General features: G+C 49.2%; 7 protein-coding genes, 7 tRNA genes and 2 rRNA genes. 3 read left to right on the forward strand and 13 right to left on the reverse strand.

Annotation, left to right across the window (positions count from 1 at the left end; translation table 11 throughout):
* Positions 1-34: 34 nt before the first annotated feature.
* From J2Z70_RS10570 to J2Z70_RS10580, 3 genes are read right to left on the reverse strand one after another with little or no spacing between them, the layout of a single operon-like run.
* The gene (locus tag J2Z70_RS10570; RefSeq protein WP_209872448.1) at positions 35-844 is read right to left on the reverse strand and encodes a carbohydrate ABC transporter permease; all 810 of its coding nucleotides are present in this window, start codon (positions 842-844) and stop codon (positions 35-37) included.
* A gap of 35 nt (positions 845-879) precedes the next feature.
* Positions 880-1,755, reverse strand: a complete 876-nt coding sequence (locus tag J2Z70_RS10575; protein ID WP_209872451.1) for a carbohydrate ABC transporter permease — start codon at positions 1,753-1,755, stop codon at positions 880-882.
* 39 nt (positions 1,756-1,794) lie between these two features.
* Positions 1,795-3,141 carry an ABC transporter substrate-binding protein gene (locus tag J2Z70_RS10580; protein ID WP_209872453.1) on the reverse strand — a complete coding sequence of 449 codons (1,347 nt, stop codon included), beginning with the start codon at positions 3,139-3,141 and terminating at the stop codon, positions 1,795-1,797.
* A 317-nt stretch (positions 3,142-3,458) separates the two neighbouring features.
* Here J2Z70_RS10580 and J2Z70_RS10585 point away from each other — a divergent pair, with 317 nt between their 5' ends.
* A complete protein-coding gene (locus J2Z70_RS10585; RefSeq protein WP_209872456.1) occupies positions 3,459-5,279 on the forward strand; it encodes a cache domain-containing sensor histidine kinase in 1,821 nt (606 codons plus the stop codon).
* A gap of 4 nt (positions 5,280-5,283) precedes the next feature.
* The gene (locus J2Z70_RS10590; RefSeq protein ID WP_209872459.1) at positions 5,284-6,900 is read left to right on the forward strand and encodes a response regulator; all 1,617 of its coding nucleotides are present in this window, start codon (positions 5,284-5,286) and stop codon (positions 6,898-6,900) included.
* A 49-nt stretch (positions 6,901-6,949) separates the two neighbouring features.
* Here the strand turns inward: J2Z70_RS10590 and J2Z70_RS10595 are convergent, their stop codons facing one another.
* Positions 6,950-7,834: a LysR family transcriptional regulator gene (locus J2Z70_RS10595; protein WP_209872462.1), complete on the reverse strand. Its 885-nt coding sequence runs from the start codon at positions 7,832-7,834 to the stop codon at positions 6,950-6,952.
* A gap of 141 nt (positions 7,835-7,975) precedes the next feature.
* Between J2Z70_RS10595 and J2Z70_RS10600 the strand changes: the two genes are divergently transcribed.
* Entirely contained in the window at positions 7,976-8,923 is a 948-nt protein-coding gene (locus tag J2Z70_RS10600; RefSeq protein WP_209872465.1) for an NAD(P)-dependent oxidoreductase, read from the forward strand.
* A gap of 70 nt (positions 8,924-8,993) precedes the next feature.
* On the opposite strand, the gene J2Z70_RS10605 is transcribed toward J2Z70_RS10600, so the two are convergent.
* From J2Z70_RS10605 to J2Z70_RS10645, 9 genes are all read right to left on the reverse strand, one after another.
* Positions 8,994-9,072: transfer RNA gene (locus tag J2Z70_RS10605), tRNA-Leu, on the reverse strand.
* A 184-nt stretch (positions 9,073-9,256) separates the two neighbouring features.
* A tRNA-Arg gene (locus tag J2Z70_RS10610) sits at positions 9,257-9,333 on the reverse strand.
* A gap of 6 nt (positions 9,334-9,339) precedes the next feature.
* Positions 9,340-9,414: transfer RNA gene (locus J2Z70_RS10615), tRNA-Gly, on the reverse strand.
* Positions 9,415-9,446: 32 nt separating this feature from the next.
* Positions 9,447-9,524: transfer RNA gene (locus J2Z70_RS10620), tRNA-Asp, on the reverse strand.
* Positions 9,525-9,533: 9 nt separating this feature from the next.
* Positions 9,534-9,607 (reverse strand) — tRNA-Met (locus J2Z70_RS10625).
* A 39-nt stretch (positions 9,608-9,646) separates the two neighbouring features.
* Positions 9,647-9,722, reverse strand: a tRNA-Val gene (locus tag J2Z70_RS10630).
* Positions 9,723-9,909: 187 nt separating this feature from the next.
* Positions 9,910-9,984: transfer RNA gene (locus tag J2Z70_RS10635), tRNA-Glu, on the reverse strand.
* A gap of 820 nt (positions 9,985-10,804) precedes the next feature.
* Positions 10,805-10,921: ribosomal RNA gene (rrf, locus tag J2Z70_RS10640) — 5S ribosomal RNA — on the reverse strand.
* 216 nt (positions 10,922-11,137) lie between these two features.
* Positions 11,138-11,817, reverse strand: a 23S ribosomal RNA gene (locus tag J2Z70_RS10645); the annotation flags it as partial.

The raw sequence follows: 11,817 nt of genomic DNA on the forward strand, positions 1-11,817 counted from the left end.
CCGATATCTTTCACTGGCATTTCCGTCCGCCCGGTCATCCCTTCACCGCGCCCGCAGCAAGGCCGGATACGACCTGCTCCTGCAGCAGAATATACACCACAATACTCGGGATGATCACGACCATCGTGGCCGCGAACATGACGCCGTAATCACTGGCAAACTGGCTTTTGAAATAATAGAGCGCCAGCGGCAGTGTGCGGCTCTGATTCCCCGTCGTCAGAATAATGGCGAACTGAAATTCATTCCAGCAGAGCAGGAACTGCATTACACCGGCCGTGCCGAAGCCCGGCTTCGAGATGGGCAGAATAATCCGGAAGAACGTCTGGATGAAGCTGGCACCATCCAGATAAGCCGATTCCTCCATTTCCTTCGGAATGGTCAGGAAATAGCTGGATAGAATGTAGAGCGAGACCGGCAACCCGAAGCCGGTGTATACAATAATAAGTCCAATCAGTTTGTCGTACAGCCCGAGCGTGTTCACCGTCAGGTACAGCGGCTGCAGCATCGCCGCGCCCGGAATCAGAAGCGACAGGGAGAAGGCCCCCATCAGCAGCTTCTTGCCCCGGAATTTAAAACGCGCCAGAACATAGGCTGCCATTCCCAGCAGCAGCAGATTGAGCAGGGTTCCGAAGATCCCCACGATTACACTGTTGATGTAGAACCGGGAGATCGGCGCTATTTTGAAGGCCATCGTGTAGTTGGAGAAGCGGAAGCTGCTCGGCCAGCCAAGCGAATTGGTCAGAATCTCGGCATTGGTCTTAAACGAAGCAAGCAGCACCCACAGGAACGGACCCAGGGACAACAGAACAATCAACAGCACAAAACCATATTTAAGAACAGCCATACCCTTTTTCAACATTCTCACCCCATCCGCTCCATTCAGTTTTGGGAGCTGCCTATTCTGAACAGATTTCGGCACAGCAGGACAAAAATCAAGCCAAAGCCGATTAAGAAGACGCCCACTGAATTGGAATAACCGAAGTTATTGTCCATGAGTGCCGTCTTGTAAATATAGATAGGCAGGTTCATCGTCTCATTGCCGGGTCCGCCGCCTGTTGTCATCAGAATAATATCCATCTTCTGCAGCATGCTGGTTCCGGACAGAATAACGCAGGTCCCGATAATGTTGCGCAGCATGGGAATAACGATGTACCAATTGATCTTGAAGGTGCTGGCCCCGTCGATCCGCGCCGATTCATACAGGCTTTCCGGAATGGCTGCGATCTCCGCCAGAATCAGGATCGTGACAACCGCCGCATAAGGCAGCCAGGTCATCGTGACAGAGAAGAAGGCCGTGGCATAATCCATGAACCAGTTCTGCGAGAAATCCGCATTCCCGAACATGCGGGCTATACTGTTCACCGCACCAAAGTCAGGATTGAGCATACACAGGAACAGCATCCCTACGGCTGCACCCGAGATAATATTCGGAAACATGTAGACCGTGCGTGCGAACTTCCAGTAGAATTCCTTCATACTGAGAATAATGGCGAACAGGGTCCCGATGGCAACGTGGATCGTAGACTGGAGCAGGACCCAGATGCCTGTATTCAGTGAGCTTTGGCGAAAATCGGCATCGTCGGTGAACAGCTTCACATAGTTAGCGAGACCGATAAACGCCGGGCTGCGTCCGGCCGACCATTCGGTAAAGGATGTCCCGAACAGAATGACCAGCGAGACAGCATAGACAAGAATAAACAATATTACTGTCGGTAACAGGAAAAGCGTGATATACCCTCTATTTTTCCTAACCATCCATATGGTCCTCCCCAATCCTCAACTTACATGACTTTTTTATCTATTCTTAGCAGCAATTTCAGTCAGCTCCTTAGCGACTTCTTCTGCCGTTGCCTTGCCGGCAACCAGCTTCGGATACAGGTTCTTCCAGGCATCCGTTACGTTCGGATACACGATGGAGTCGAGGGTCCGGTAATGAAGCTGTGTTTTTTGAGCGACTGTGATCGACTCGACCATGATCGGATATTTCTCTTTAAGGGCATCAGACGGCTGGACCTCACTGGATACCGGCATTACATTCCCGTATTCAAGCGCGATGGTTTGCCCTTCAAGCCCTGTTTTGAACTTGATGAATTTCTCGGCGGCATCGCGGGTTTCCGGCGTTTTGGCTCCGATCATATAGCCAACCTCATAGGTGGAGATCAGACTGTTATTCGGATAAGCCGCGACTCCCACTTTTTTATCGAAGCCTTCACTGGATTTGGTCGGATCGCTGAAATCTCCAATCATCCATGGACCATTGGCAATCATAGCGGCCTTGCCCTGGCTGAACGCGTTCGCTGCATTGGCATATCCCGCTCCAAGCGCATCCTTCGTGGTATACTTCTCCAGCAGCTCCTTCATCATGTTCAGCGCCTGAATCATTTCCGGCGTATTGAAGTCGGTAGGGTGAAGGGTGTTCATGAACGCTTTCCCGTTCTCCCCGTTAGTGCCGATCATCGCGGCAAGAATCAGATTGGACGTCCAGGCATTCTCCCCGGTCATGAGTGCGAGGGGAACGAAGCCTGCCGCCTTCAGCTTCTCGTTGTTGCTCATGAATTCATCCCAGGTCTCCGCCGGTTTGATTCCTGCCTTCTCGAACATTTCTTTATTGTAAAAGTAACCGATGTTCTGCTTCTGATCGCTGATCGACCAGATCTTGCCGTCCCGTGTATTGGAAGCGAGGGCATCTTCACCGATGGCTGCCTTCCATTCCACGTCTTTATCCAGATATTCATTGAAAGGGGTTGCAAGATTGCCTTTGATCAGAACATCGTTAATTCCGTCCTTGCCCATGACAACATCCGGCACATCCCCGGAGGCGGCAAGAATCTTGATCTTGTCAACGTATGCGGCATCACTTGGAATCTCTTCAACCACAACCTCCACTTCATTGCCGTACTTGGCATTGAACTGCTTGATCTGTTCTTCCTCCATCTTGGCTGACGCATGTGTGCCTACCCGGAAGGTAAGATAGGATATTTTGACCGGCGCTTTGGCCGCTGGTGCCGTATTTTTCGAGCCCGCTGCCCCGTCAGCCCCGCCCTTATCGGCTGAATTCTCTGATCCGCAAGCTGAAATGGACATAGCCAGCAGCAGAGCGCTTGCCAGAGTAATACCTGTTTTAACTCTTGATCTTTTCAAATGAAATCCCCCTTAATAATGATGGCCTTATGCAAAAGCGTAATCCTGCAGCCGTTGCAGTTTGTTACAGCTCTCATTGTAGAACAAAGAAAACGGCGAATGAATTCGTTTTTCCGTATACTCTTTTATAATATCTTGAGCAAATAGGGAAAGGCAGCAGCAGAGCTGAAAGGGCTTTCAGATTTCTTTAACTCTTCTTCGTTTTCTTTACCACATTGGCCAAAACGGCCTGTTTTCCCCCTGCCTGGCTATTCGCCATCCGCCAAAAATTATATAATACCTTTAATCATATGAATCATCACCAAGGAGCAGTCTGCATGTCCAACAAGCTTATCCTGCGATGGCTCAGCCTTCGCCCGGTTTCCGGATTATTCACCCGTATTCCCGTCAGGAATAAAATTGTAATTATCATCGTTCTTCTGATTCTTCTGCCGATGACCTTCGCCGGCTGCTATTTCTACTGGAACATCTCCCAGATTCTAACCAGGAACGCCAATGCCAATCTGTCTCTTCTGATCCGCCAGACCAACGATAATATTGAGAAATCCTTTCAGATTATCGATAACACCTCCCTGCATTTTCTCTCTAATAAAATGTTAAGAAACTGGTTAATCGACGATATGTCGCTGAGCGATGATTTCTACAAGAAATTCGTCAACAAAACCGAAATGGAAGAGGACCTGAAGTACAGCCTCATGTTCAACAATGCCTGGAATATCAGCCTGTTATCAACGGCTTTTGTATTTTTTGATAGCGATAACTATGTATCCGTTCTGAAGACACCGCCCAATATTGAACAGACCAATAAGAACAATCTCGCTGTCTATCAATCGGTGAATGGCAGAATGGTCAGAGGCAAGGAGATTCTGAAGCCAAGCCCCGGTGACCCCACCATTTATTTCACACGCGTCATGTCCAATATCAATCTTCCCCGGCAGCGTCTGGTGCTGATCTTTGGCACGAATGAGGCTGATTTGGCCGAGGAGTATTCCGGCCTGCTCGACTTCACAGGCGCTATGGCCTACATCATCGATAGCCGGGGAACCATCTATTCCAGTGCCGGCAAGCAGGAGCTGGGTTCCGTCGTTTCACCGGATATATTGGCGCTCAAAGACAATACCGATGTAAGTGAAGTCAAGCTGGGCCAGGAGACTTACTTAGCTGCCTCCCGCAGCATCGGCACCACCGGTCTTACCTTCATTGCAGGTATTCCGAAGAAGCAGGTGCTCTCCAGACTATCCGGAAGCATGCATAACTACATCTGGATCATTACGCTGATTGCCTTCGTCTCCCTCGCAGCTGGAATTGTAATCTCCTTGCGTTTTACCCGGGTGGTCCGCGATCTGCTGCGCAATATCCGCAAAGTGCAGAAGGGGAATTACAACACAAGGATGCCGGCGTACAAGGATGCCGAGCTTAACCAGCTCAGTGCCACCTTCAACAACATGACGGATGAGATCAACTATCTCATTAAGGAAGTGTACGAGAAGCACCTGCTGATCAAGGAGTCGGAGATCAAATTTTTGCAAGCCCAGATGAATCCCCATTTCCTGTTCAATACGCTCATTACGATCGGCTACAAAGCCAAACTGTCCCGAGATGAGACCGTTTACAGAATGGTATCCTCCCTTACGGAGCTGCTGCAGGCGAGTATTTATTCGAACAGCCTGGCCAAGATTCCGATTCGCCAGGAGCTGGATTTCATCCAATTTTATCTCTATCTGCAGAAGGAGCGATTCGAAGATAAGCTGGAGTATACGATTCAGATCGAGGATGATGCCTTGCTGGATCTGCTGCTGCCCAAGCTGAGTGTCCAGCCGCTGGTAGAGAATGCGGTGGTGCACGGTGTGGAGAAAAAGCTGGGCAAGGGTATGATCCATATTCATATCTACCGCCGGAACGACTCGGTCTTTTTTGATATCACAGATAATGGCAACGGATTTGACCAGATTCCGCAGGATTGGAACAATTACGAGAACCTCACGATACGCAAACAGGGCCACAACAACATTGGCCTGATCAATACGCATAAGCGGACCAAGCTGATCTACGGCGAGCCTTATGGAATTGAGGTCGAGAGCGAGCCGGGCGCAGGCTCCAGGGTTACCCTTCACATACCGACAGATTTGGGGGAATGATCGCATGTATAATGTCATGATTGTAGATGATGAGCCTGTTATCAAAAAAGGGCTGCAATGCTTTATTGACTGGAGCCTGCTCCATTGCGAGGTTAGCTGTGAGGCCTCCAACGGCATGGAAGCCGTAGAGCTGCTGGGCTATTATGAGATCGATATTATCGTTACCGATGTCCGTATGCCGGGGATGGATGGCCTTGCGCTATCGGACTATGTGCACCGGAACTTCCCGCAGATCAAGGTGATCATTCTGACAGCCTTCGCAGATTTCTCCTATGCCCAGACGGCTATTCAATATGAGGTGGTCGATTTTGTCATCAAGACCAATCCCACGGAGCAGATTCCCCGGGCCATTGAAAAAGCAACGCGGCTGCTGGAAAAGGAAAGAGAGCAGAAGCAGAAGGTAAGGCAGCTGGAGAGCAAGATTCATGACAATCTGTCTGAAATCAGCGAGAAATTTCTAAAGGAGGCCGTCGAAGGCCTGATCAGTGATGAAGCCGGTTTATTCAGCCGCTCCAGAGAGCTGGGACTGCAGCTGGAGAACTATTTCGGGATCTATATGGAAGTTAAGGATATGCCCGGCCCCCATTCCTCTGCTGGAGCACAGACCAATGATCATCACCGGTTCCTGGCCTCCATCCGCCAGTTCCTTACACTGGCGTTCGCGGAACGCCCCTTTTATATTCTGAATATGGAGAAAAACACTCTTCTGGCGATTGTCTCCATGGGCAGCGGCAATGCGGCAGTCTCCACCCAGACCCTGCTCACGATCAGCAATGAAATTCTGGCCATGGCGGAGCACTTCCGGCAATACCATGTCAATATCGGCATCAGCCTGCTGCACCGGGATGTGCTGACCCTGCCTGCAGCTTACCAGGAGGCCCGCGAGGCGCTGCAGGGTAGCTTTTATAACGATAATTATGTCGCCGTGTATATGCCTCATGCGAGCCAGACCCTCACTCCCGGTGCTCCTCCCCATCATGCTGCCGAGCAGATTGCCGAATATCTGCAGCAAGGACAGAGCGAACAGGCTCTCCAGCAGCTGGATCAGCTGCTCAAGAGCTACCGGAGCCACAAAGAGCCGATTGAGAATGTAAAAGTAGCTTGCCTGCTTATCGCGTCCTACTGCTTCCGTCTGCTGAGTGCCAGCCAGCCCTTCGAACCGGAGATGGATGAGAACCAGTCGGCGGTGTACAAGCAAATTCAGGAGAGCAAGAGCATCCAGCTGCTCGCAGATATCCTCATGCGCCTCATACAGAGCTGCTCGAAGGCCATTGCGCAGAATGACAACCAGCCCAATTACATCGTCATCGAATGCCAGAAATATATACGGGAGCATTACAACCAGAACCTGAATCTGCAGATCATTGCCGACCATATTCACATCAACAGCAGCTACCTCAGCCGCCTGTACAAAAAAGTGACCGGCGAGTCCATCATCGACGTCATTAATAAATACCGGATTGAAATGGCCAAGAAGCTGCTGCGCAACCCTGCCAGCAAAGTCTTTGAAGTCGCCGAAGCCGTCGGCATCGAGACCCCGGCCTATTTCACCCATGTCTTCTCCAAATACACCGGGATGAGCCCAAAGGAATACAAGCTGAATTATTCGCAGCTGAATTAACGGCAAAAGCTGCAAGACCATCATCAGCGGCGTATGGCGGCAAGCCAGATCACTGGTGTCCAAATCTAATTTGCAGATAGTTATCAAGAATCTGAAGGGGCTCGTGTAACGCCTGGTTTGGAAACTTATGAGTTACCTTATAGCCTACTCTGGGGGGCACTGACACCGCCAGCTTCTGAAGAACAAATTCTCCCATCCCCTTCATATGGGCGCCAATCGAAGCGGGCACAATCGTCCATTGTCTGGCATTCGTCAAAAAAGTAGTGATGAGTCCCGCTGAGTCCAGATGTACACGGGACGGACACAGCGGGTCCCACCACTGGTCATGTCTGAATTGAAACTCCCGATTCCAATTGACGAGGACTTCATGCTCTGCCGCCAATTCTTCCATTTCCACCGTATCTCCAGCCTGCCGCCCTGGCACAGCCAAGCGCAACAGCACCATTTCTTCAGTGAAAAACGGTTGAACAGTAACGCTAGGCGACACAATTTCCCGTACCACAAACGCCACATCCATCTCACGCCGCTCAATACTATCAAAAGCCTCCTGAGTATGCTGCGTACGAATCTGCAATCGGATGGACGGAGTATGCTGATTAAGCATTCTATATACCGGAGGCAAGACAAAGTGGCTTATACTTTCGGCAGCGCTTATGGCCAGACTTAACTGCGAACCATTCGCCTTTAAAATTTGAGTTTCCCTCCAGAGCGCCTCCCATCTTTCCGCAATACTAAAAAAGTTCTCCCCTTTTGGGGTCAGGCTGATTTTGGCTGCCCCTTTTCTTCGCTCCACCAACAGGCCGCCCATCCCTTGCTCTAATGTCTTTAAGCGGTAGCTTACCGTTGCTTGTGACAGATGCAGCAGATCGGCCGCTTTACTTATACTCCCAGTGCGTACGATAGCTAAAAACGCTTCTATCCCAGGAAAATACATAGAATACCTCCTCAATATATAGAAAATATTAATATAGTTCACAAAATATTTGCGTTTTACAACATTATTCTTTATGTCTAAAATTATCATTAACACAGACAAGGGGTCAAATAGTCCAGGTTATGAAAAGGTGGTTTAGCTATGAAGGTTCTCATCGTTGGTCATTTTAACGAAACTGCACAATCAAAGATTACCGGGTATTTTCCGCAAGACTGGAACGTTATCATTGTCCCGCCCGGACAAGATATGCTGCAGCATATTGAAGATTGCCAGGTCCTCATTCCTGAACATATCCAAGTGGACCCTAGCCTGCTGGCTAGCGCCAAAAAATTAAAATTGGTACAGACAGGTGCAGGTTATGATAATGTCGATATCCCCGCCTGTACACAGCTCGGCATTTGGGTGGCCAATGCGGCAGGAGTGAATGCACAGGCCGTGGCCGAGCACGTAATGGCACTAATGCTGGCTTATTATAAAAACATCCCGTTTCTTGATCATTTCATGAAAAACAGGATGGATGAACATCACTTGGAGTACGCAGGAAGTGAATTAGAGGGCAAAACCATGGGGATTATCGGGCTGGGCGCTATCGGAAAAAAGGTAGCTGCGTTTTGCAGCGCTTTTGATATGAATGTGTTGGCTTATGCGAGAAATACCGAAGCGCCATCGGACGGCATAGTGAAAATGACCGATTTCGATACACTCCTAAGCACATCCGACATCGTCAGTGTTCACGTACCCTTGACTGAGCAAACCAAGCACCTGATGAACCAAGAAGTCTTCAAGAAAATGAAGGATACTGCTATTTTTATCAATACCGCCCGCGGGGGGATTGTCAACGAAAGAGACTTGCTGGACGCATTAAAAAACGGAGATATTTCCGGAGCCTGCCTGGATGTGTATGAATCCGAACCGCTTCCTATAGACAGTGAGCTCCGCACGCTGGATAACGTGATCCTTACTCCCCATACCGCAGGAATGCCTGACGGCCGGAAATTCCACCAAAAAAGATATGACTTCTTCATAAAGAATATAAAACGTGTACAAAACGGGGAAGAACCTGAAAGCAGGCTAAATCAGTTAATATAGTTTCAATGCAATAAAAACAAAAAAGGTTTATGACATTGTCCAAAATACAATGTCATAAACCTTTTGGTAGTACCGGCGAGAGGACTCGAACCTCCACGGTTTCCCACTCGATTTTGAGTCGAGCGCGTCTGCCATTCCGCCACGCCGGCTTAATATCTTATATCCATCATGGATAATTAAATTTAAGATGAAAACATTCAATAAAGTAATAATGGCGCGCCCTGAGAGATACGGATGCTACGCATCCGATTGCGAAGTTGTGCTATCGAAGCTTATGCTCCAACGAACTCGTTCGAATCTTAAGGACACTTGGTTAAATCAGTGAAGTAATAATGGCGCGCCCTGAGAGATTCGAACTCCCGGCCTTTTGATTCGTAGTCAAACGCTCTATCCAGCTGAGCTAAGGGCGCAAAATATGGAGCGGACGACGGGAATCGAACCCGCGACCCTCGCCTTGGCAAGGCGATGCTCTACCGCTGAGCCACGTCCGCACACGGTATGTATCCAACTGCTTTAATGAAAATGGCGGAACCGACGGGATTCGAACCCGCGATCTCCTGCGTGACAGGCAGGCATGTTAGGCCAACTACACCACGGTTCCAAGATAATATTGCGGGGGCAGGATTTGAACCTGCGGCCTTCGGGTTATGAGCCCGACGAGCTACCGGGCTGCTCCACCCCGCGTCAGTAAAAAATATTCTCTTCTAGCTTGCAAAGTCTGCATGGTGGAGGCTGAGGGGTTCGAACCCCCGACCCTCTGCTTGTAAGGCAGATGCTCTCCCAGCTGAGCTAAGCCTCCATCGAAGAAGCAACTTAATGATTATAACACATTTTCATAAGATATACAACCATTAATTTATTAAAGAAGAAAGTGGTGACTCGTATGGGATACTCTCCACTCCGTTACGAGATTGCGAAGTATTCCTTACGAAGCGTATGCTTCAACGAACCCAGGGAATTCTCATCCCATAATTCAAAGAAGAAAGTGGTGACTCGTATGGGATTCGAACCCATGTTACCTCCGTGAAAGGGAGGTGTCTTAACCCCTTGACCAACGAGCCAGATAAGCAAACAATCTTTCGACAACAAAAAATATTATATCAGATAAAATAGATTAATACAATAGAAATATTATTTTTCTATTCATTACTTAGCGGATTCTCCACCAAAGCCATAATAATCTCGGCAACCACGGAAATAGACTTATGTTCAGTATCTACATCACATGCAAAGAGCTTATTCTCATGCCCTCTAAGACATCTCTCCATCTGTAAAGCGCCCCAGGGACTCCTGCCTTCATCACGGCTCTCCAGTCAACTGTATAGAGTCTCAGAGGAAGCAGACAAGGTTAAATGACGGACATCTCGTCCCTCGCGTCTCAGCCTGCCCACAATCTCTATGAAATACTCTTCTTCCACTAGTACTGCATCAGATTAAAAATAGTGGAGCAGACGCAATTCCTCTTCAAATTACTTCTTTTTCCAATCGGGAGTTGTTCTTCAGGCGCGTTTGGCTTAGCGTAACGGACTGAGGTGCTCTTATTTGGGAAGAAAGTCGTCAATTGGGCGAGTAACGGACTCCACAGGCCTTATCCTTTGTACTTCAGCTCCGAAACATCTCATAGAGAGACGATAAGGTCGCCTGAGTCCGTTAAGCTGCAAAAAGTGGCGTTTTCGCGGGGATAAGATCTCTCCGGTCCGTTAGATTTTGGGTTGATAAGGTTTAACAAGCTTATTCATCCTTTTCATCCTTTTAGATCTGATGAGGTACTAGTGTCATAGGTAAAGCTTCCGCCATAGCCTGAATCCAGGTATACCAGCATCGAATAGATAAAGTCACGCAACAAAAAACCACCATTGATAATCAACAGTGGTCTTAAGTGCTTGGCAACGTCCTACTCTCCCAGGACCCTTCGGTCCAAGTACCATCGGCGCTGGAGGGCTTAACGGTCGTGTTCGGGATGGGTACGTGTGGAACCCCTCCGCTATCGCCACCAAACGGGCATTTGAATATCAAATGCTATTATTCAGGTCTCAGCATCGCCAAATGCTGAAAACAAATCTTCTTTACAGAGCTACTTGAGCTCCATAAATTACAATTTGATTCCTGAAAACTGAATCCGAAACGAATCTGCGTTTGCCCTTGTTACGGGGCCCCCGGAAAGTATTCGGAATCCGCTTCGTCAGCGTCATCTTCACTTTTTGGGGTAGTTTTTTGGATAAGCCCTCGACCGATTAGTATTGGTCAGCTCCATGCATTGCTGCACTTCCACCTCCAACCTATCTACCTCGTCGTCTTCAAGGGGTCTTACATACTGGGAAATCTCATCTTGAGGGGGGCTTCACGCTTAGATGCTTTCAGCGCTTATCCCGTCCGTACGTAGCTACTCAGCCATGCTCCTGGCGGAACAACTGATGCACCAGCGGTACGTCCATCCCGGTCCTCTCGTACTAAGGACAGCTCCTCTCAAATTTCCTGCGCCCACGACAGATAGGGACCGAACTGTCTCACGACGTTCTGAACCCAGCTCGCGTACCGCTTTAATGGGCGAACAGCCCAACCCTTGGGACCTACTTCAGCCCCAGGATGCGATGAGCCGACATCGAGGTGCCAAACCTCCCCGTCGATGTGGACTCTTGGGGGAGATAAGCCTGTTATCCCCAGGGTAGCTTTTATCCGTTGAGCGATGGCCCTTCCATGCGGTACCACCGGATCACTAAGTCCGACTTTCGTCCCTGCTCGACTTGTAGGTCTCGCAGTCAAGCTCCCTTATGCCTTTGCACTCTGCGAATGATTTCCAACCATTCTGAGGGAACCTTTGAACGCCTCCGTTACTCTTTAGGAGGCGACCGCCCCAGTCAAACTGCCCGCCTGACACGGTCCCCGTACCCGAT

It is taken from the genome of Paenibacillus silagei (assembly GCF_017874735.1).
Classification (GTDB): Bacteria; Bacillota; Bacilli; order Paenibacillales; family Paenibacillaceae; genus Paenibacillus_AQ; species Paenibacillus_AQ silagei.

Coding starts and splice junctions, on each gene's coding strand:
- J2Z70_RS10570 (WP_209872448.1), bottom strand. CDS start 844: ATGGCTGTTCTTAAATATGGTTTTGTGCTGTTGATTGTTCTGTTGTCC.
- J2Z70_RS10575 (WP_209872451.1), bottom strand. CDS start 1,755: ATGGTTAGGAAAAATAGAGGGTATATCACGCTTTTCCTGTTACCGACA.
- J2Z70_RS10585 (WP_209872456.1), top strand. CDS start 3,459: ATGTCCAACAAGCTTATCCTGCGATGGCTCAGCCTTCGCCCGGTTTCC.
- J2Z70_RS10590 (WP_209872459.1), top strand. CDS start 5,284: ATGTATAATGTCATGATTGTAGATGATGAGCCTGTTATCAAAAAAGGG.
- J2Z70_RS10595 (WP_209872462.1), bottom strand. CDS start 7,834: ATGTATTTTCCTGGGATAGAAGCGTTTTTAGCTATCGTACGCACTGGG.
- J2Z70_RS10600 (WP_209872465.1), top strand. CDS start 7,976: ATGAAGGTTCTCATCGTTGGTCATTTTAACGAAACTGCACAATCAAAG.